The organism is Paraburkholderia bengalensis, assembly GCF_037126505.1.
Lineage (GTDB): Bacteria > Pseudomonadota > Gammaproteobacteria > Burkholderiales > Burkholderiaceae > Paraburkholderia > Paraburkholderia bengalensis.
Window position 1 is genome coordinate 1 of sequence record NZ_JACFYJ010000128.1, and the last position, 19,333, is coordinate 19,333.

Annotated in this window: 19 protein-coding genes and 1 pseudogene; 10 read left to right on the forward strand and 10 right to left on the reverse strand. The window is 64.9% G+C overall.

Features of this window, described 5'->3' with window-relative positions; genetic code table 11:
- The coding region (locus tag H3V53_RS38530; RefSeq protein ID WP_336602318.1) for a universal stress protein at positions 1-266 on the reverse strand (266 nt) is incomplete at its 3' end.
- Between the two features lie 24 nt (positions 267-290).
- A pseudogene (locus H3V53_RS38535) lies at positions 291-1,129 on the reverse strand (universal stress protein).
- A 284-nt stretch (positions 1,130-1,413) separates the two neighbouring features.
- On the opposite strand from H3V53_RS38535, the gene H3V53_RS38540 reads away from it, so the two are divergent.
- From H3V53_RS38540 to H3V53_RS38555, 4 genes are all read left to right on the forward strand, one after another.
- The gene (locus tag H3V53_RS38540; RefSeq protein ID WP_336602319.1) at positions 1,414-2,454 is read left to right on the forward strand and encodes a zinc-dependent alcohol dehydrogenase family protein; all 1,041 of its coding nucleotides are present in this window, start codon (positions 1,414-1,416) and stop codon (positions 2,452-2,454) included.
- Positions 2,455-2,482: 28 nt separating this feature from the next.
- The gene (locus tag H3V53_RS38545; RefSeq protein WP_336602320.1) at positions 2,483-3,004 is read left to right on the forward strand and encodes a flavodoxin family protein; all 522 of its coding nucleotides are present in this window, start codon (positions 2,483-2,485) and stop codon (positions 3,002-3,004) included.
- 82 nt (positions 3,005-3,086) lie between these two features.
- On the forward strand, positions 3,087-3,551 hold the full coding sequence (locus H3V53_RS38550) for a universal stress protein (RefSeq protein ID WP_336602321.1): 465 nt from the start codon (positions 3,087-3,089) through the stop codon (positions 3,549-3,551).
- A 390-nt stretch (positions 3,552-3,941) separates the two neighbouring features.
- A complete protein-coding gene (locus H3V53_RS38555; protein WP_336602322.1) occupies positions 3,942-4,688 on the forward strand; it encodes an SDR family NAD(P)-dependent oxidoreductase in 747 nt (248 codons plus the stop codon).
- A 279-nt stretch (positions 4,689-4,967) separates the two neighbouring features.
- Here the strand turns inward: H3V53_RS38555 and H3V53_RS38560 are convergent, their stop codons facing one another.
- Positions 4,968-6,380, reverse strand: coding sequence for an aminotransferase-like domain-containing protein (locus H3V53_RS38560; RefSeq protein ID WP_336602323.1), 1,413 nt, complete (start codon positions 6,378-6,380; stop codon positions 4,968-4,970).
- Between the two features lie 185 nt (positions 6,381-6,565).
- On the opposite strand from H3V53_RS38560, the gene cyoA reads away from it, so the two are divergent.
- From cyoA to cyoD, 4 genes are read left to right on the forward strand one after another with little or no spacing between them, the layout of a single operon-like run.
- Positions 6,566-7,564: a ubiquinol oxidase subunit II gene (gene cyoA, locus H3V53_RS38565; protein WP_419539725.1), complete on the forward strand. Its 999-nt coding sequence runs from the start codon at positions 6,566-6,568 to the stop codon at positions 7,562-7,564.
- Positions 7,565-7,569: 5 nt separating this feature from the next.
- On the forward strand, positions 7,570-9,570 hold the full coding sequence (gene cyoB, locus H3V53_RS38570; protein WP_336602324.1) for a cytochrome o ubiquinol oxidase subunit I: 2,001 nt from the start codon (positions 7,570-7,572) through the stop codon (positions 9,568-9,570).
- Positions 9,571-9,572: 2 nt separating this feature from the next.
- Positions 9,573-10,202, forward strand: coding sequence for a cytochrome o ubiquinol oxidase subunit III (gene cyoC / locus H3V53_RS38575; RefSeq protein ID WP_336602325.1), 630 nt, complete (start codon positions 9,573-9,575; stop codon positions 10,200-10,202).
- Positions 10,199-10,558, forward strand: a complete 360-nt coding sequence (gene cyoD, locus H3V53_RS38580) for a cytochrome o ubiquinol oxidase subunit IV (protein WP_336602326.1) — start codon at positions 10,199-10,201, stop codon at positions 10,556-10,558. The genes cyoC and cyoD overlap by 4 nt, the downstream gene beginning before the upstream one ends.
- A gap of 77 nt (positions 10,559-10,635) precedes the next feature.
- Here cyoD and H3V53_RS38585 read toward each other — a convergent pair whose 3' ends face one another.
- From H3V53_RS38585 to H3V53_RS38595, 3 genes are read right to left on the reverse strand one after another with little or no spacing between them, the layout of a single operon-like run.
- Positions 10,636-11,037, reverse strand: a complete 402-nt coding sequence (locus tag H3V53_RS38585; RefSeq protein WP_336602327.1) for a DUF934 domain-containing protein — start codon at positions 11,035-11,037, stop codon at positions 10,636-10,638.
- A complete protein-coding gene (locus tag H3V53_RS38590) occupies positions 11,034-13,043 on the reverse strand; it encodes a nitrite/sulfite reductase (RefSeq protein ID WP_419539726.1) in 2,010 nt (669 codons plus the stop codon). The genes H3V53_RS38585 and H3V53_RS38590 overlap by 4 nt, the downstream gene beginning before the upstream one ends.
- Positions 13,044-13,066: 23 nt before the next feature.
- On the reverse strand, positions 13,067-13,528 hold the full coding sequence (locus H3V53_RS38595) for an MEKHLA domain-containing protein (RefSeq protein WP_336602328.1): 462 nt from the start codon (positions 13,526-13,528) through the stop codon (positions 13,067-13,069).
- Between the two features lie 256 nt (positions 13,529-13,784).
- Here H3V53_RS38595 and H3V53_RS38600 point away from each other — a divergent pair, with 256 nt between their 5' ends.
- Positions 13,785-15,221, forward strand: a complete 1,437-nt coding sequence (locus H3V53_RS38600; protein WP_336602329.1) for a helix-turn-helix transcriptional regulator — start codon at positions 13,785-13,787, stop codon at positions 15,219-15,221.
- Between the two features lie 40 nt (positions 15,222-15,261).
- Here the strand turns inward: H3V53_RS38600 and H3V53_RS38605 are convergent, their stop codons facing one another.
- From H3V53_RS38605 to H3V53_RS38615, 3 genes are all read right to left on the reverse strand, one after another.
- Complete coding sequence (locus H3V53_RS38605; protein ID WP_336602330.1) at positions 15,262-16,503, reverse strand: NAD(P)/FAD-dependent oxidoreductase; 1,242 nt, start codon at positions 16,501-16,503, stop codon at positions 15,262-15,264.
- A gap of 132 nt (positions 16,504-16,635) precedes the next feature.
- Positions 16,636-17,412 (reverse strand): response regulator transcription factor, encoded by a 777-nt coding sequence (locus H3V53_RS38610; RefSeq protein WP_336602331.1) that lies wholly within the window; start codon positions 17,410-17,412, stop codon positions 16,636-16,638.
- 218 nt (positions 17,413-17,630) lie between these two features.
- On the reverse strand, positions 17,631-18,260 hold the full coding sequence (locus tag H3V53_RS38615; protein WP_336602332.1) for an anti-sigma factor: 630 nt from the start codon (positions 18,258-18,260) through the stop codon (positions 17,631-17,633).
- A 56-nt stretch (positions 18,261-18,316) separates the two neighbouring features.
- Between H3V53_RS38615 and H3V53_RS38620 the strand changes: the two genes are divergently transcribed.
- Positions 18,317-18,604: a hypothetical protein gene (locus H3V53_RS38620; RefSeq protein WP_336602333.1), complete on the forward strand. Its 288-nt coding sequence runs from the start codon at positions 18,317-18,319 to the stop codon at positions 18,602-18,604.
- A 127-nt stretch (positions 18,605-18,731) separates the two neighbouring features.
- Here the strand turns inward: H3V53_RS38620 and H3V53_RS38625 are convergent.
- A partial coding sequence (locus H3V53_RS38625; RefSeq protein WP_473766672.1) for an anti-sigma factor occupies positions 18,732-19,333 on the reverse strand: 602 nt, incomplete at its 5' end.

The window sequence follows — 19,333 nt, forward strand, 5'->3', positions numbered from 1 at the left end:
CGCCATTCGGCGCTGCGGCCGGCGCGTTCGGCGGCGCCGAGAAACGCGTCCTCGGCCAGCTGGCGGCGTTCCGCTTCCTGAGCCTCGGCGCGCGCGGGCGACAAGGGCGCGTGCAGCCCGTACATGGGCCGGAACATGTCCTGGCAGACGACGTACAGGCCGATCAGATGCGCATCCCAGCGTTGCGCGAGTTCTAGCGACAACGCAACGCGCGCTTCGCAGCGGCGGCTATCGTCGAGATGGACGAGCAAGGTCTTGTAGCTCATGTCGGTTCCTTTTCGGCAAGACGCTCAGTGCGACAGCAGCACGGGCACGGTCATCGAGGCGAGCACGGTGCGCGTCGCGCCGCCCAGCACCAGCTCGTGCAGCCGCGATGCGCGTACGCGCCCATCACGATCAGGTCGCAGCCGGTGTCGGCGGCCTGCGACAGCAGCACGTCGCCGATCGGCGTGTCGCTTTCGACGGTCACTTCGCGGACGTTCACGTGCACGCCGTGACGCGCGAAGGTGAGCGCGATGTCGGCGCCGGGCAGGCGCGAGCCGGGCGGCTCGCTGCGCATCGCGTTGACGGTGAGCAGCGTGACGTCGGCGGCTTGGGCGAGAAACGGCAGCGCGTCGTGAATGGCGCGCGTGGCTTCGCGGCTGCCGTCCCACGCGACCAGCACGCGCTGTCCGGGCGTCGCGGCAGATCCGCTGGCCGGCAGCAGCAGCACGGGCCGGCCCGCCGACATCAGCAGATGTTCGATGAACTGGTCGGCCACGAACGATTCGGGATCGTCCGGATCATCCTGCCCCGCGATGATCAGGTCCGCCAGCCGGGCGTGCGGCGGCACGAACTCGTTGGCGTTGCCCGTGGCCGCGAGCCAGCGGCTGTCGACCTCCGCGCGCACGGTCTCCGCATGGAACAGGCGCTCGAGAGCGGCCGCGCGCTCCAGACGCTGCCGCTCGTGCGCCACGTAGTAGTCGGCCGTGCCCGCCATCACGAAGAACGCTCGCGGGTCGGGCATGTAGCTCGCGAAGAGGCCCGTCAGCCTTGCATGAAACTGATGCGCGAGGCGCAGTGCGACTTCGAGGCGTGCATGTGCGTGAACGCCCGCGTCGAGTTGCACGAGGATGCTTTTACAGGTCATCGCCGTTGCTCCCAAACCAGGAAACGTGAGCGGGCAGACGGGCCCGCAATGCAGTCGAGTCTAGTGGCCGGTCCGGCGTGCCGATTGATGCAGATCAAGCGGTCCCGGATCGCGACCCGACTGGCTCGGATTGACTCGGATTGACTCCGATTGGCTTCGATTGGCTTGGATTGAGCGCCGACTCGGCGTCGTTTGATCGATGTCAACCCGGCGCGGCTACGTTCGCCTAGATTGGGCGGGGTGCGATCCGCTTGATCCCGAACTCCCCGATTGGAGAACGATTCATGAAAGCACTCGTTTATCACGGTTCCGGCGAGAAGTCGCTCGACGAGCGCCCGATGCCCGAACTGTCCGCGCCGACGGATGCCATCGTCCGGATGACGCGTACGACCATTTGCGGCACCGATCTGCACATCCTGAAAGGCGACGTGCCGACCTGCGAGCCCGGGCGCATTCTGGGGCATGAAGGCGTGGGCGTCGTGCACAGCGTGGGCAGCGCCGTCAGCGGTCTCGCACCCGGCGATCACGTGCTGGTGTCGTGCATTTCGTCGTGCGGGCAGTGCGACTATTGCCGGCGCGGCATGTACTCGCATTGCACGACGGGCGGCTGGATACTCGGCCACCGCATCGACGGCACGCAGGCCGAATACGTGCGCATTCCGCACGCGCAGACGAGTCTGTATCGCATTCCGCCCGGCCTCGACGAAGAAGCGCTCGTGATGCTGTCCGACATCTTGCCGACGGGCTTCGAATGCGGCGTGCTCAACGGCAAGGTGCAGCCGGGCAGCACGGTGGCGATCGTCGGCGCGGGACCGATCGGCCTTGCGTCGCTGTTGACGGCGCAGTTCTATTCGCCCGCACAGATCATCATGATCGACCCGGACGCGAACCGGCTCGATGTCGCGCACCGTTTCGGCGCGACGGCGTGCATCGACAACAGTCACGGCGACCCCGTCGCGCAGGTGCTCGCGCTGACGGAATCGACGGGCGTGGACTGCGCGATCGAAGCCGTCGGCGTGCCCGCCACGTTCGAGCTTTGTGAAGCGCTGATCGCGCCGGGCGGCACGATTGCGAATGTCGGCGTGCACGGCGTGAAGTGCGACCTGCATCTGGAAAAACTGTGGGACCGCAATATCGCGATCACGACGCGGCTCGTCGACACCGTCAGCACGCCCATGCTGATGAAAACCATGCGCGCGGGGCGCCTCGATCCGAAACAGCTGATCACGCACCGCTTCCCACTCGACAACATGCTCGCGGCCTACGAGACGTTCTCGCGCGCGGCGAGCACGCATGCGTTGAAGGTGCTGATCGAAGTGTCGTGAACCCGGAGAGTGTGTTGGAGAGGTCGTCATGCAATGCAGGATTCTGGTCGTGTACTACTCGCGCAGCGGTACGACGCGGCAGATCGCCGAAATGCTCGCGTCTGAACTGGGCGCGGATATCGAAGCGATCCGCGAGCGCCGCGCGGCCGAAATGCGCCTGGGCGCGCGCGGCTACGTGCGCTCGCTGATCGACGCGCTGCGTCACCGGCCGGCGGACGTCCTGCCGCCGCTGCATGACGTATCCGCGTATGACGCGATCGTCGTCGGCGCGCCCGTGTGGGCGAGGGGCGCCGCCCCACCGGCGCTGGCGTGGCTGAAGGCGCAGCGCGCGCAGATCCGGCATGTCGCGCTGTTCTGCTCGCTCGGCGCGCGTGGCAGCCGGCCGGCGCTCGAACAGATGGCGAAGGCGGCGGGCAAGGCGCCGCTTGCCGTATGCGCGATCACGGCGCGCGACCTGCATCGGCACACCGACGGGACCAAGCGTCAGGGTTTCGGACAAAAGCTGCGCCGCCGGCTGGCGAAGTTGCGCGAAGCCGAATGGGTCATGTAGCGACGCTGCGCGCGATCGTCCACGCCTTTGCAGGGATGCGATCTCGCGTTCGGGCTTTTCGGATATTTCAAGGAGCGGGGTCATGTACAAGAAGATCGTCGTCGCCGTCGACGGCAGCCAGACATCGAGGCAGGCCGCGCAGGAAGCCGTGAAAATGGCCTCGCTGACCAGCGGCACCGTGCACGCCGTGTTCGTCGTCGACACGACGCCATTCTTCAGCGATGCGGGCTATTACGATCCCGTCGTGTTGACGGAGGCGCTGCGCAACGATGGTGCCCGCGCGCTGGAGGGCGTGCAAGCGCTGTGCAGGGAAGCGGGCGTCGCGTGCACCGTCGAACTGATCGAAACGGAGCCGCTGAACGATGACATCGCGCAGGCGCTCAACCGTTGCGCGGCGCGCATCGGTGCGGAACTCGTGGTGCTCGGCACGCATGGCCGGCGCGGCGTGAAACGGCTCATGCTGGGCAGCGTCGCGGAGCGTGTCGTGCGCATGGCGGCGTGTCCCGTGCTGCTGGTGCGCGGCAGCGCGACCGATGAAGCCGCCTGAGTCCCGAGTCGGGCCACGCGGCATCGCATGAATGCGACGTTTGGGGGCGGCGCGCGCATGGCGTCGCCGCCTTCCGCTTTCCCGGCTATTCCACAGCCACAGCCGCAGCCACAGCCGCAGCCGCAGCCGCAGCCTCCGGCGCCCGTCGCCCGTCGCCCCAGACGCGGCCCCTGCCGGGCGCGCTCTCGCCGCGGGCGCTAGAATCCACGCGGGATCGGTTGCCGGCATCCAGTCCGTTGTCTCGATTGTTCGCCAGATCCTTCAAGTCAATTCGCCGCGGACGGCTTTATCGCGGCGGATCATCTGTCTACATTCACTCCATCGCAGGCCGGCCGGTTCTTGAACTGCCGGCCCCGTCCAACGGAATCAAATCGATTGAGGAAGCAGATCATGAGCAAGCTTGCAGGGAAGGTAGCCGTCGTCACGGGCGGATCGAAGGGCATCGGCGCGGGTATTGCGAAGGCGCTCGCGGCGGAAGGCGCGTCGGTCGTCGTGAACTACGCGAGCAGCAAGGCGGGAGCCGATGCCGTGGTCGCCGAAATCACGGCGGCCAACGGCAAGGCGATCGCGGTCGGCGGCGACGTTTCGAAAGCAGCCGAAGCGCAAGGCATCATCAATGCGGCCGTCGAAACGTATGGCGGCATCGACATTCTCGTCAACAACTCGGGCATCTACCAGCTCGGACCGATCGAAGAGGTCACCGAGGAGCAATTCCACAAGCAGTTCAATGTCAACGTGCTGGGCCTGCTGCTGACGACGCAGGCCGCCGCCAAGCACATGAAGGAAGGCGGGAGCATCATCAACATCAGCTCGGTCGTGTCGACCTTCACGCCGGCCGCAAGCGCCGTGTACAGCGGCACGAAAGGCGCCGTCGATGCGATCACGGGCGTGCTGGCGCGCGAACTGGGCCCGCGCCAGATCCGCGTCAACTCGATCAATCCGGGCGTGATCGCCACGGAAGGCACGCACGAAGCGGGCATCATCGGCTCGGACTTCGAGTCGTGGGCGGTCAGCATGACGCCGCTGGGCCGCATCGGTCAGCCGCGCGACATCGCGACGATCGCTGTGTTCCTTGCCTCCGGCGACTCCGGCTGGCTGACGGGCGAGCACCTCGTTGCAAGCGGCGGCATGCGCTGATTCGGGAAGGCATCGATCCTGAAAGAAAAAACCCCGGCGCCTGTGTGGGCGCCAGGGTTTAGTGCTTGCCACGCTGGTTGCTTCTTCGCTGCAAGCTCTGCGGGTTGAGGGCCGAGGGCCGCGGGCACTCGCGCAGTGATCCCGACGCGCTTCGGTTAAAAGGAGGAAGGAAATGCTCCGAAGCGCGTTGACAACATTATTCGTGCACGCAGCGGCTGCGTACAGCAGCAGTTGATCGTATTTTCGGCGTAGCAGATCTCGCGCGATGCGCTTCGCGCGCTAGATCAGCAGACGGTCGCGGTCGTCGGCGGATGGCGTGCTCGCGAGCAGATCCGCGAGCTTTCTCAACGCCGAAGTCAGATCCCTGCGCCGCACACGTCCTCCCGGCGATATCCGGATGGCGTTCGGTGCCTCGCCGCTTTGGCTGAACGCGGACGCTGGCGCTACCACCAGTCCTTCTGTGCGCGCGGCAGCCGCGAGGGCGGGCGCGGCCCAGTGCGCGGGCAACGGCTGCCATACATGGATGCCGCCGCTGCACGACGCGCCACTCGCGTTCGCGAGAATCTGGTTGGCGATCCGCAACCGTTCCTTCGATTCCTGCCGGATGCCTTCCAATACTTCCGACGCCGTGCCGTCGAGTATCCATTGCGTGACAAGCGACGTCGTCAAAGGCGGCGACATCAGCGAGAGCGAGCGCAGCGCCTTCAAGAACGCATCCTGATCCGCGGCGGCAGGCAACACCAGAAACGCCGCGCGCAAGCCCGGCGAGATGCACTTGGACAGCGTGGAAAGGTAATACACCTGCTGCGGCGCGAGACTCGCGAGCGGTGGGGGCGCGTCGTCGGCGAAGAGCCAATAGGGATCGTCCTCGACGATGGGGACATCGTGGCGCGTCGCGACCGCGAGGAGTTCCTTGCGACGCCGCTCGGGCATGGTCTGCGCGGTGGGATTGCGGATGGTCGGGTTCAGATAGATCAGCCCGCCGCGTGCGGCTGCGCATGCTGCGTCGAGCGCGTCGGGTTGCATTCCGTGCGCATCGCAGGCAATCGGTTCGATCGAGCGGCCAAGCTGCCGCGCGATCAGCGGCAGGCCCGGGTAGATCAGCTGCTCGGTGAAGATGCGTGCGTCGGGCTTCGTGAGCGTGAGCATCAGCGCCGCGAGCGCCGAGTGCGCACCCGGCGTGACTACGACGCGCGCGCGCTCCACGCGGCCGAGTATCGGTTCGAGCCATGCGGCGCCCGCCTGCCGGTCCGTGTCGCTGCCGCCGCCGAGTTGATAGGTCATCAGCAGGTCGATGTCGCTGCGCACGAGCACCTGCGAAAGCCCGCGCTTGAGCAGGACGGCGAGGTCGACGCCGGCGGGAGGCGGAGGGATGTTCATGCTCAGATCGACTTGCTGCATGAACGTCGCCTTTGGCGGCGCGATGAAGGTGCCGAGCGGGCCGCGCGATTCGATCAGGTTGCGCCGGTGCGCCTCCGTCAAGCCCCGCGTGACGGTGGTGAGGTCCACGCCCATCAGTTCGGCGAGCTTGCGCTGCGGTGGCAGGCGGTCGCCCGGATTGAGCTTGCCGTCGGCGACGGCGCGCTCGATCAGATCGACGATCTGCTGGTAGCGCGCCTTGCCGCTGTCCGTGAAATCCGTGATCCAGTCCGGCCGCTGCGCGGCGCGCTTCCGAGAGGGTATGTGTGGCATCTTGTCGCAAATGTATGGCCTATGTCTTACTCTAGCATGCGCCGACGTAGCCTATGTATGTATCCGCCACAAGGCCATGCCCGTTCGGCCAGCCGATAGCGGATAGCAGGAGCGGAGCGGCCGCGTGAGTGCCCGTTGGGGATACATGCATGGTGTTATGAAACCCGGCAACCAACCTGACAAGCATGCGCACGCCACCTACACGCGGGGCTCCTCCCCCCACATCGGGACATCCATCCCTCTCTCACTCCATACGAAGACATCTGCCTGCGGCGGGACGCCTGGCCGCTGCTGGGGCCATAAGCCTGCTCGGCGGATGCAGCATGGTCCTGTTCGATCCGAAAGGCGACATCGGCGTACAGGAAAAGAACCTGATCCTGATCGCGCTCGGCCTGATGCTGCTGGTCGTGATACCCGTGATCGCGCTGACGCTGTATTTCGCGTGGCGCTATCGCGCATCGAACACAGGCGCGAAATACGCGCCGACGTGGGCGCATTCGACCACGATCGAAGTCGTCGTGTGGGCCATCCCCTGCCTGATCGTCGCGACCCTTGCCGTACTGATATGGAAGACAACGCATAGCCTCGATCCATACAAGCCGCTCGAGTCCGACGTCAAGCCGGTTCGCGTCGAAGTGGTCGCGCTGAACTGGAAGTGGCTGTTCATCTACCCGGACTACGGCGTCGCATCCGTCAACGAGCTTGCGCTGCCCGTCGATACGCCTGTCGATTTCCGCCTGACGGCGGAATCGCTGATGAACTCGTTCTTCATTCCACAATTGGGCAGCCAGGTGTATGCGATGTCCGGCATGCAGACGCAATTGCATCTGATCGCCAACAGCACGGGCACGTTTGCGGGCCGTTCGTCGGCGTTCAGCGGACCCGGCTTCTCGGACATGAACTTCAGCACGGTGGTCAGGAGCCGCGGCGACTTCGACGCGTGGGTCGCGCGCGCGAAAGCGTCGCCGCAAGCGTTGAGCGTCGCCGCGTATGACGTGCTTCAGCAGCCCAGCAGAAAGAATCCCGTGGCGCTCTACAGCAATGTTGCGCCGGGGCTGTTCGACGGGATCGCGTTCCAGTACATGCGTGACGCGTCGGGCCGCCCGATCTGCACGACGGCGACGGCGGACATGATGGTGAAGCCGGCCCGCTTGCCCTCGCACGCGGCTTTGGTATCGGAGTAATGGATATGTTTGGAAAACTCACGCTCGACGCGATTCCGTATCACGAGCCCATCATCATGGGCACGCTCGGCGCCGTCATGCTCGGCGGGTTCGCGTTGCTCGCGGCCATCACGTATGCAGGCAAGTGGACTTATCTCTGGAAGGAATGGATCACGTCCGTCGATCACAAGCGGATCGGCGTGATGTACGTCATTCTTGCGCTGATCATGCTGCTGCGAGGCTTCGCCGACGCCATCATGATGCGCGCGCAGCAGGCCATCGCCTATGGTGACGCGGCGGGCTATCTGCCGCCGCATCACTACGATCAGATCTTCACCGCGCACGGCGTGATCATGATCTTCTTCGTCGCGACGCCGCTGATTCTCGGCCTGATGAACGTGGTCGTGCCGCTGCAGCTCGGCGCGCGCGATGTCGCGTATCCGTTCGTCAATTCGCTTGGTTTCTGGCTCTCGGTAGTCGGCGCGGTGCTGGTGATGATCTCGATGTTCGTCGGCGATTTCGCGGCGACGGGCTGGGTGGCGTATCCGCCGTTGTCCGAACTCGGCTACAGTCCAACGACGGGCGTCGACTACTACATATGGTCGCTGCAGGTGTCGGGCCTCGGCACGACGCTCAGCGGCATCAACTTCATCGTGACGATCCTGCGCATGCGTGCGCCGGGGCTCAATCTGATGAAGATGCCCGTGTTCTGCTGGACGGCGCTGATCACGAACATCCTGATCGTCGCGGTGTTCCCCGTGCTGACGGGCACGCTCGCGCTGCTGACGATGGACCGCTATCTCGACATGCACTTCTTCACGAACGAGCTTGGCGGCAACGCGATGATGTACATCAACCTGATCTGGGTATGGGGTCACCCGGAGGTGTACATCCTGATTCTGCCCGCATTCGGCGCATTCTCGGAAATCATCTCGACGTTCTCGGGCAAGCCGCTGTTCGGCTACAAGTCGATGGTGTATGCAACGGCTTCGATCGGCATTCTGTCGTTCTTCGTGTGGCTGCACCATTTCTTCACGATGGGCTCGGGCGCGAACGTGAATGCGTTCTTCGGCATCATGACGTCGATCATTTCGGTGCCGACGGGCGTGAAGCTCTTCAACTGGCTGTTCACGATGTATCGCGGCCGCATCCGTTACCACTCGTCGACGCTGTGGACCATCGGCTTCATGGTGACCTTCGCCGTGGGCGGCATGACGGGCGTGCTGCTCGCCGTGCCCGGCGCGGACTTCGTGCTGCATAACAGCCTGTTCCTCGTCGCGCACTTTCACAACGTGATCATCGGCGGCGTCGTGTTCGGGTGTCTGGCGGGCATCAGCTTCTGGTTCCCGAAGGTGTTCGGCTTCACGCTCGACGAGTTCTGGGGCAAGGTCGCGTTCTGGTGCTGGCTGGTCGGTTACTGGCTCGCATTCACGCCGCTGTACATCCTCGGTTTCGAAGGCATGACGCGCCGCATGAACCACTACTCGGTCGCCGAGTGGCATCCGTGGCTGATCGTCGCGTTGATCGGCGCGGTGATCGTCGGCATGGGCATTCTTGCGCTGCTGATCCAGTTCGCCGTGAGCATCTACAGGCGCGAGCAGTATCGCGACCTCACGGGCGATCCGTGGGACGGACGCAGCCTCGAATGGTCGACGGCTTCGCCCGCGCCGTTCTACAACTTCGCGCACGTTCCCGTCATTACGTCGCTGGAGCAGCATTGGGACAACAAGCAGTCGGGGCGCGTCCATACAAGGCCCGCGAAGTACGAAGACATCCACATGCCGCGCAATACGGCGGCGGGCTTCATCATCGCCGCATTCAGCCTGCTGTTCGGCTTCGCGATGGTGTGGCACATGTGGCTGTTCGCGGCAATCGGCCTGGTCGGCATGATCGCGACCTTCATCACGCGTTCGTACGATCAGGATGTCGACTACTACGTTCCCGCTGCGGAAGTGGCGCGTATCGAGAACGAGCGTTACGCAAAGATCGACAACGAACGTAACGAGCAAACTGCGGAGATGGTCTGACCATGACAAGCGTATCGACCTATCAGGCCCGCGATCATCACGACGTGCACGGCTACGACCACGACCACGCTCACGACAGCGGAACGCGAACCACACTCGGGTTCTGGATCTACCTGATGAGCGACTGCCTGATCTTCGCGACGCTGTTCGCGACGTTCGGCGTGCTCGCCAACGCGACGGCGGGCGGTCCTGCGGGCAGGCAGCTGTTCGAGTTGCCCTACGTGCTCGGCGAGACGTTGCTGCTGCTCGCCAGCAGCTTCACATTCGGCATGGCCATGTTGAGTATGCACGCGAACGGTCGAAGCAGCGTGATTCGCTGGCTCGCGGCGACGTTCGCGCTGGGCGCGGGATTCATCGGCATGGAAGTGTTCGAGTTCGCGAAGCTGGTCGGCGACGGCGCAGGCCCTTCGACGAGCGCATTCCTGTCCGGCTATTTCACGCTGGTGGGCACGCACGGTCTGCACGTGACGAGCGGGCTGCTGTGGATCGCCGTGATGATGCATCAGGTCGGCAAGTTCGGCCTGACGCCTGTGACGCAACGTCGTCTCGCATGCCTGAGCCTCTTCTGGCACTTCCTCGATCTCGTATGGATCTGTGTGTTCAGCCTTGTTTATCTGCGTGAATTTCTATGAGCAAAACATCTGAATCGAATGCTTCGCACGGCAGTGTGACGAGCTATGTGGTCGGCATGCTGCTGTCACTGGCGCTGACGTTTGCATCGTTTGGCGTGGTGATGGCGCATCTCGTGCCGAAGTCGATGGGGCTGACGGCCGTTGTCGTGCTGTGCGTCGCGCAGCTCGTCGTGCAGCTGCGTTATTTCCTGCACCTGGGCTCATCGGCGGATCAGCGTTCGAATACGGGCATCTTCATCTGCACCGCGTTGCTGATTGCGATTATCGTGGCGGGTTCGCTGTGGGTGATCCATAACGCGAACGTGAACATGATGCCAACGCAGATTTCCGTCGAACGTGCGCTGGCGCGCGATTGACCGTCTGCAATGAACGAGGCTCGCGTTGTCCGCAAGGGACAACGCGAGCCTCGGCAAAAACAGGCGCGACGATTCGACTATGCCTCGCGTTGCCTGAAAGGCGCTTCGCGAACCACATCGCCCTGATAGAACGATGCGAAACGCTCAAGCTGACGTTTCGCATCGGCGGGATCGACACCTTCCTTCAGCACGGCACTCGTAAAGCCCGTGCGTTCCATCTGGACCAACTGATCGGCAAGGACATCGCCCGTCGCGCGCAGATCGCCTGTAAAGCCGAGGCGCCGCCGGATCAGATAGGCCTGGCTGAATGCGCGGCCGTCGGTGAAATCCGGAAAGCAAAGCTCGACGCGTTGCGCGATGGCAATCGCGTCGCGAGACGCGAGCGGATCGGCGTCGTTATCGAGCGTCACGACACGTTCGACGGCATCGGCGCGATGATCGTCCGCGCCGAGAATGCGGATGCGTACCTGCGCGTTCATACGGACACCTCCATGGGCGTGCGGACCGCGTTGGCAGCCAGCTTGAACGGATCGGGCCCAATGCGCCGCACCGTTTCGATGAACGTCTCCTGACGCGGCCCGGATGCGCTTCGATGTTCGACATAGGTGCGCAGCACGGCATCGATCACGTCGGGCACTTCGTGCGCCGAAAACGACGGGCCAATCACTTTGCCCGGCTGTGCCTGGCCGCTTGCATGTGAGCCATCCGATCCGCCGAGGGTCACCTGATACCACTCGGCGCCGTCCTTGTCGACGCCGAGAATGCCGATGTGTCCGCTGTGATGATGTCCGCACGAGTTGATGCAGCCGCTGATGTGCAGATCGACTTCACCGATGTCTTCCAGTTCGTCCATATCCTGATAGCGTTCGGTGATCGCTTCCGCGATGGGCAGCGAGCGCGCGTTGGCGAGCGCGCAAAAGTCGCCGCCCGGACACGCGATCATGTCCGTCAGCAAGTGCACGTTCGCACTCGCGAGTCCGACGCCGCGCGCTGCTTCCCACAATGCAAACAGGTCGTTTTCATGGACCCACGGCAGCACGATGTTCTGCGTATGCGTGACGCGGGCTTCGCCTGCCGAGAAAGCGTCGACGAGATCGGCGACCTGATCGAGCTGATCGGCGGATGCATCGCCGGGTGCCTGCAACAGGCGTTTGAACGACAGCGTGACGATGCGCAACGACGCATTCTTGTGAGGCGCCACATTGCGCTCCAGCCAGCGCGCGAACGCGGGATGCTTTGCCGCCGCGTCGTGAATCGATGCGCGCGCATGCGGGTCGGACGGCTTGTTGACGGATGACGACACAGGCTGCACGAAATACGCGCTGACGCGTTCGAGTTCCGCATGCGGGATCGTGTGCGGTCCGCCGTCGAGTTCGACGATCTGGCGAAACTCCTCTTCGACTTCGTCGATATAGGTCTGACCTTCAGCCTTCACGAGAATCTTGATGCGCGCCTTGTACTTGTTATCGCGCCGGCCATAGCGGTTGTACACGCGAACCACGGCCTCGATGTAGTTCATGATGTGCTGCCACGGCAGGAACTCGCGCAGCACGGTGCCGATCACGGGCGTGCGTCCCATGCCGCCGCCGACCGTCACGCGAAAGCCGAGTTCGCCATTCGCGTCGTAACGCAGGCGAAGGCCGACGTCGTGCCATTCGGTTGCAGCGCGATCGTCGGTGGCACCCGTGATCGCGATCTTGAACTTGCGCGGCAAGAACGCGAATTCGGGGTGCATGGTCGTCCATTGACGCATGATTTCGGCGAACGGGCGCGGGTCTGCGATTTCGTCCGGCGCGACGCCTGCGCGCTCGTCGCACGAGATGTTGCGGATGCAGTTGCCGCTCGTCTGGATGCCATGCATGTCGACGGTGGCCAGCAGGTCCATGACATCGGCCGCTTTGGAAAGCGGAATCCAGTTGAACTGCACGTTGGTGCGCGTCGTGAAGTGTGCGTGATGCGTGGGCAGACGGATGGTGCCGAGCGCGCGCTGCGCATCGAGCGCGCGACGGTAGACGTCCGCTTCGGGCGCGTCGTATTCGCGCGCGACGCGCGCAGCACGCGCTGCTCGCGCTCGACAACTCGCCGTAGGGCACAGCGACGCGCAGCATCGGCGCGTGCCGTTGCACGTACCAGCCGTTCTGCAGCCGCAGTGGCCGGAATGCATCTTCAGGGAGCCTGCCGTCCTGCCATCGTTCGATCTGGTCGCGGAACTGGGCGGCGCGGGCTTGCAGGAAAGCTTTGTCAAACTCGTTGTACTGATACATGGGGTTGACCTGGACGGCAGCGCAAGCGCACTCGACGCTCTCGCAAGTGAATCGGGAACGGCAGCCGACAGGATTGGCGGCGCGTTCGCGATGGGAAATGTATCGTTGAATCTACTGTCGGGCGCGGCCGCCGACAAGACGCAGATGGCGCTGAAATGAGCGCAGCAGTTGAAAAAAGCGGTGCGGCGGCGCGGACCCTGACGCGCCGAAAAAGAAGCCATACAACGATCAAACGCGCGAGAGCCTATTCCAACAGCGACGTCGTCTGCGGAATCATCGCGGCTTGCCCGCGCAGTGTGCCGTGCTCGTCGATCAGTTGCCACACGGTCGCGCGTTCGATCCAGAAGCGCTTGCCCGACTTCGCGATGCGCACGCCGCGATAGCCCGTGACGAAGCCGTCGCGCGTCACCTGATCGAGAAATGCCTGACGCTCGCGGCGTTCGGGTGCTTCAGCCGAAAGACGCGACGCAAGCGCCGTCAATTCGTCCCAGTCGTAACCGAACAGCGTTTGCGCGCGACGGTTGCCATACACGAACACAGGGTCTTCGGCCGTATTGTGGGCGAGCAAGCCAAATGGCGCGTCGTGATACAGCCAGGCAGCCGCGTCTTCCGCGCGCTGATGCCCTGCGACGAGTTCCGCGCCGACAAGGCGCGCATAGCTGCCCGTCAGCAGCTTGAAGAAATCCAGATCGGTGCGTAAATCCATTGGCTCGGCTCTCCATGCAGACGGGCATTCTAGCGCGGCGCCTGATTCTGCGCGTCTCTGCCCCGAACGCCGATTCTCAACTTTGCTCAAGCTCACCGCGTTGGTCCGATTGTTGAGAATGTCACATTCGTATATGCGTACATTGCATTGCATTGCCGCGACGCTTTGTCGATGAAGTCGCGGCCGCTTCAACGCGCTTACGCAGCGTCGCCCGGCTTGCGCCGCTCGCTGCACGCGTCTTATGACGGAACTCGCCATGCTCGCTACCTTCTACTTTCCGTATCTGTCGATGCTCAACGCGCCGTCGGCGCCATCGGGCGTCGTCGAATTGATTCGCCACGGCAACGTGCAGGCAGCCGCCGCGCACGTGCAGCGTCTCGTCGAGAGCGACGACGACGCGTCGCCTGCCGCGCTGCTGCAATTGCAGGGCGATCTGCAACTGTCGCTGGGCATGGAAGTCGATGCCGACGATTCGTTTCGCGAAGCGCAAAAGCGCATGCGCGACGACAAGGACGCGATGCGCTTCGTGTCGTGGCGCAACGCCGGCTGGCAGGCGTTGTTCCGCTACCGCTACGGCACCGCGATGTCATGCTTCATGCGGATCGCCGATCATCCCTGCGCGAGCGCGGCGCAGCGGCTCGACGCGTTGTTCGGCGCGTTCGGCGTGCTGTTCAGCGTCGGACGTCTGCGCGACGCGCGTGCCGCGCTCGATACGCTCGAAGACCTGCTCGACGAATCGGCCGCGCAGGTGAGCCATGCCGCCGGCTGGCAGCGGCTGCTGAGCACCGTGCGTGTCGATGTCGAGGCGCAAAGCCAGTTGCGCTCGCACGCCGCGCTGTCCGATCACATCTACTGGCAAGTGGATCTGACGAGTGATATCGCACCGCAGCGGCCCGTTGCGCTGCGCGTGCTGACAGGGTCGATCGACGACCGGCTGCTGCGCGAGCGCATCGAATTTCTCGAACTGCTCGCGCAACTTGCGGGTGGGGAGCGCGACGCGCGGCTCGCGCTGATCGCCCATGCGGAATGGGCGGGCAAGCAGGGCATCCAGAACTATCAGAGCGTGGTGCGCATCGAGATCGTGCTGGCGAGTCTCGTGGGCGGCGCGACGTCGCTGGCCGAGTCGATGCTCACGTCCCTGACGGCCGAAGTGCGCATGCCGCAAAGCCACAGGCAGCTCGAATACCTGTATTGCCTCGCGAAGCTGCGCCATGTCGAGGGACGCAGCGGCGAATCGCTGGAGCTGTACACGCGATATGCGCTCGCGGCCGTCAGTTGCATCCGCGACGAAGCGGTCGCGCTGGCGCGCTACGGTCAGCGGACCGCGCGCGCGCCGGAGCAACTCGACGATATCGGCGCGCGGCTGCCTGCGCGTTACCGGCGTGCATATCGCTATCTGCTCGACAACCTCGAGCGCAAGGATCTGTCGATTCGCGAGATCGCCGCGCAGATCGGCGTAACCGACCGCGCGCTGCAAAGCGCGTTCGCGGCGAGCCTTGGCTCGACGCCGACGGAGATCATCCGCCGGCTGCGCATGGAGCGCATCCGCGCCGAACTCGAAGGCCAGGACAGCGCGCACGAGCACGGCATTCTCGCGACGGCCGTCAAATGGGGCGTCAGCAACCGCTCGACGCTCATCAACGGCTATCGGCGCGAATTCAACGAATCGCCGTCGGATACGCTGAACCGTTGAGCCCGATCCGCTGAAAGCGTGCACCGGGTTCCGGGCGACGCTAATCCGATTCGCGAACCGTGTACGGCGGCGTCTGAATGACGGGCGCCGCCGCCTGCAGCATATCGTCGCGCTGCTTCGTGCGCGGCGGATAGATGCGCTCGCAGTTGATCGTGCGTTTGGTCGCTTTGGCGGGCGCGCCCTGCGAAGCGAGGCGGCGCTCCCAGCCTTCCGTGTAGACGGCGCCCCACGGACCGAGGTCGAGTATCGTCGTGTACCAGTCGATGCGCAGCGGCAGCATGTCGACGCCGAACAGATCGCTGACGGCGTTGTGGCCTGCAAAGCGTCCCATCGGCCGCGCGTGCTGGCACGACATGATCGACGGCCGCTCGCCGTCGATCAGGATGCGCGCGCAATCGCCCGCCGCGAACACGCCGGGCACGGATTCGACGCGCAAGAAAGCGTCGACGGGCACGCGTCCGAACGAATCGGTCGTCACGGGAAGCTGCGCCGTCAGCGGGCTCGCGCGCATGCCGCCGCACCAGGCGACAGTGTTGGCCGCGATATGCTCGCCGCCTGTGAGCTGAACGCCGTCGCGCGTCACGGCTTCAAGCGACACGCCGGGCCGCAGTTCGACGCCTTGTGCAAGCAGCGCTGCTTCGATGACGGGCTGGGCACCGCCCATTGCCTGCCCGATCCTCGCGGAACGGTCCGCGAGCACGACGCGAATGCCGTCGCGCGCCTTCTCGCCGAACAGACTGCGCAACCGCGCGGGCATCTCGGCGGCCAGTTCGATGCCCGTCAACCCCGCACCGACCACGACGACGCTCAGCCGCTCCGCTGGCCCCGGCATGCGCGCCAACTGCAGCAGATGGTCGTGCAGACGCGTTGCGCCCGCGTACGTATCGACGTCGGAGGCGAACTCGCTCAAGCCCGCAATCGGGGGGCGCGCAAGCTGGCTTCCGGCAGCGAGGATCAGGCGGTCATAGGTGAGCCATTGGCATTGCGCGTCCGCTTCGATTTCCACGCGACGGTTCGGCAGATCGATGGAGCGCGCGATGCCTTGAATGCTGCGCACGCCCGCTGGCTCGAGCACGTCGGCGAGCGGCACGAGCGTAGCGTCGAGCGGCTGCTCGTAGTTGCGCACGCGGATGCTGTGATACGGCGTGCCATTGATCGCGACCACTTCGGCCTCGCGCGCGGGCACGCCCAGTTCGTCGAGCTTGCGCGCGGCGCCGAGCGCGCTCCACAGGCCGGCAAAGCCAGCGCCGATTACCATGATCCGCTTGATGTCCGTAACCATGACAGGCACGCTCCTCGCATTCGGGTGGGCCGTTGAACATCGGCGCGAATTCGAGTGTAGGCGGCGTCTGCCGATGCTGCCGGATTTTCTTGCCGACACAGCGCGCACGCACAATGCCGGCAAGCGTACCGCTCAAGCAGCCAGCGGCGCGAGCGCCTCGCGGCATCTTTTATCGCGGCCTTCGCCACGGCGTTCGTCACGTTCGATCCACGGTTCCACACTTTCGCGCGACCTCGCGACGAACACATAGCCCAGCGAGTAGATCGTTTTCAACTGCGGCCCATCGTGCCTGTCGAGCGCGAGTTTCGAGCGCAGCTTGTAGATGTGCTGTTCGAGCGAGCGGCCCGCGAGATCAGCGTCCTTGCCCCAGACGGCACGCGCCAGCTGCTCGCGCGTCATCGGCGTGCCCGCGTTCGTGAACAGCAGCCACGCGAGGCTCAGTTCGCGCGCGGTCAGCGAGACGCGCCGTTCGCCGAAGCTCACCGTGCGCGCCGAGCGGTCGATCGTGTAGCCGGCCACCGTCAACCGGTCGATCACACGCGTGCCGCGGCAGCGCGCGATCGAGCGCCGCGCGCGCGCCATGATCTCGTCGACGTTCGCCGTGCCGATGACGACTTCGTCGACGCCCGCGTCCAGCGCCTCGACGACGGCATCGCTGTCCCACGAACAGCCGATCATCAGCACGGGCAGATTGGTGCGAAAGTGGCAGGCGCGCCACGTGAGCGTCGCGAGCGCGGGTAGCTGGCGCTGCGTTGCATCGACAATCACGAGCGCCGCGCTGTCGCGCTGCAGGAAGCGGATCAGCGCAAGCTCGTCGGTGAAGCGCGTACAGGAAGTGCCCGTTTGTTCGAATGCTTGACTGATCTGATCGAACAACCGATCGCTGAAAGTGAAAATGGCAATGCGCATGTGTACTCCGTATCCATCGCGGCGCAAACCCGCGTGCGCCGATACCCCCGTCGGTCGGGTCGTGCGCTATCTGTGTTTGCAGCGCTTCTGGAATACAACACCTGGCAACTTCGGGCTATTCCATCTGATTTCGCAATGGCGCGGCGCTCGCACGACGTTCATGCGAGCACACGCGTTCAAGGCACAGCCGGATAAAGCGCGCGAAGGCGCTTGCGACGTCAAACTGATCCGAACAGCGGATCGAAGTGTCGTTCGGCGATCTCCTTGCCGAGCGGCACCAGATCGCCGGCGCTGGACGGACCGATCAGCGCATAGCCGAGGCTGGCTTCGCGCCATGTCACGACGTTCATTGCGTCGATGCGCTGCGAGGCGACCGCCTGGTTCGCCTTGTCTTCCTTGATGACGCACAGCGCGACCGGGTCGCCCGTCTTCGGCAGATAGACGATTTGCACGAGCGGCTTGCCATGAAATTTCAGGCGCTGCACGCGGATGAAACGCAAGCCCGCCTTGCTCAGATCGGGCACGCGCAACGCAATGCCGTCTTCGTTGCGGATTTCGTCGACGGTGCTTTGCGCGTCGGAGACGTCGGGCCACATGTGGGCAACCGTGTCGCGCGAATAGAGCTGCTGGTAGTTCGCCGCGACCTGGACCCACGGCAGCGAGGCCATCGTCGACGCAACAGCCATTGTGCCGCTGCCGGGCGCGCCGCCGGACGGGTTCGCCACGATGCTCGTGCCCGTGCCAAGCCCAACGCCGGGCGCGAGCCGCAGCGCGAGCGCGCAGAAGAACGCGCCGCCGACGAATGCAACGGCGAGCCAGGCAGGCGCGATGCGCAGACGCGAACGCACGGGCTGGGAAGGCGGCAGGGCGGCGCTGTGTCCGATGGCGGGATCGTTGGCGCCGCTTGCGGCGGAAGACGCGGCGGCGACGGGCTGCTGCGCGGCTTCCGTCTGCGCGCGATCAGATCGTCGACACGCTTGACGAGACTGGCGGGCACGGGCGGCAGCTTCTGCGCGGCGAAGGCGCCGCGGTATGGCAGGCGCGAGGCCTGAAAGAGCGCGACCTTGTCCGCGAGCTCCGCATGGGCGCGGAGTTCGTCTTCGATCAGCTGACGTTCTTGCGGCGACAGTTCGTCGTCGACATATGCCATCAGCACGGTATCGTCGACCTTCATACGCTCGAGCCCTGGTGAGGAGTGCCGCACCGCCCGCATGCGGTCATTTCGCGGCATTGACCCTCAAGTATAGCGACGCGTTCGCGCGCGGCGCGACGCGCCCCGATTCGCCGTGCGTTCGCGCGAAGAACGGGCCGCATCGCAGTCAGCTCGCGACGCTCGGCGTGAGAACGGGCGTCCATCCGAACATCGCGTCGACGGCGTGTCCGGCGATCACCTTGCCGAGCGCGTTCAGATCGACGTCGCCTGCCGTGCCGATCAGCGCATAGCCCAATTCGGCCTGACGCCACGTGACGACGTCCATGCCTTCGATCTTCTGCTCCGCGAGCGCCTGGTCCGGCTTCGCATCCTTCATGACGCACAGCGCGACGGGCCCGCCCGTCTTCGGCAGATAGACGATCTGCACGAGCGCCCTGTCGTGAAAGCGTAGCCGCTGGACGCGCTTGAACGTCAAACCTTGCGCGCTCAGGTCGGGCACCCGCAAGGCCAGGCCGTCGATCTGCCGAACGTCGGCGACGGTTCTCGCGGACACGGCGGGATCGGTCGTGACGGCAACGGTATCGCGCGAATAGAGCGCCTGATAGCCGGCGGCCGCCGTTACCCACGGCGACGCAGGCTGCGCGGCAGCGACCATCGAGGCCCCATTGCCCGGCAGCAGGCCGGGCACGAGGCGCAAGCCGATGCCGCAGCAGAACACGCCCGCGACGAACGCGACGGCGAGCCACGGCGCGCCACGCGCAGCCGCGA

Excerpts from the sequence above, each read along its gene's own strand:
- H3V53_RS38555 (WP_336602322.1), top strand. The coding sequence starts at position 3,942 with ATGAGCAAGCTTGCAGGGAAGGTAGCCGTCGTCACGGGCGGATCGAAG.
- cyoA (WP_419539725.1), top strand. The coding sequence starts at position 6,566 with ATGCGCACGCCACCTACACGCGGGGCTCCTCCCCCCACATCGGGACAT.
- H3V53_RS38540 (WP_336602319.1), top strand. The coding sequence starts at position 1,414 with ATGAAAGCACTCGTTTATCACGGTTCCGGCGAGAAGTCGCTCGACGAG.
- H3V53_RS38595 (WP_336602328.1), bottom strand. The coding sequence starts at position 13,528 with ATGGATTTACGCACCGATCTGGATTTCTTCAAGCTGCTGACGGGCAGC.
- H3V53_RS38590 (WP_419539726.1), bottom strand. The coding sequence starts at position 13,043 with ATGGCTTCTTTTTCGGCGCGTCAGGGTCCGCGCCGCCGCACCGCTTTT.
- H3V53_RS38605 (WP_336602330.1), bottom strand. The coding sequence starts at position 16,503 with ATGGTTACGGACATCAAGCGGATCATGGTAATCGGCGCTGGCTTTGCC.
- cyoC (WP_336602325.1), top strand. The coding sequence starts at position 9,573 with ATGACAAGCGTATCGACCTATCAGGCCCGCGATCATCACGACGTGCAC.
- H3V53_RS38550 (WP_336602321.1), top strand. The coding sequence starts at position 3,087 with ATGTACAAGAAGATCGTCGTCGCCGTCGACGGCAGCCAGACATCGAGG.
- cyoB (WP_336602324.1), top strand. The coding sequence starts at position 7,570 with ATGTTTGGAAAACTCACGCTCGACGCGATTCCGTATCACGAGCCCATC.
- H3V53_RS38600 (WP_336602329.1), top strand. The coding sequence starts at position 13,785 with ATGCTCGCTACCTTCTACTTTCCGTATCTGTCGATGCTCAACGCGCCG.
- cyoD (WP_336602326.1), top strand. The coding sequence starts at position 10,199 with ATGAGCAAAACATCTGAATCGAATGCTTCGCACGGCAGTGTGACGAGC.
- H3V53_RS38560 (WP_336602323.1), bottom strand. The coding sequence starts at position 6,380 with ATGCCACACATACCCTCTCGGAAGCGCGCCGCGCAGCGGCCGGACTGG.
- H3V53_RS38585 (WP_336602327.1), bottom strand. The coding sequence starts at position 11,037 with ATGAACGCGCAGGTACGCATCCGCATTCTCGGCGCGGACGATCATCGC.
- H3V53_RS38545 (WP_336602320.1), top strand. The coding sequence starts at position 2,483 with ATGCAATGCAGGATTCTGGTCGTGTACTACTCGCGCAGCGGTACGACG.
- H3V53_RS38610 (WP_336602331.1), bottom strand. The coding sequence starts at position 17,412 with ATGCGCATTGCCATTTTCACTTTCAGCGATCGGTTGTTCGATCAGATC.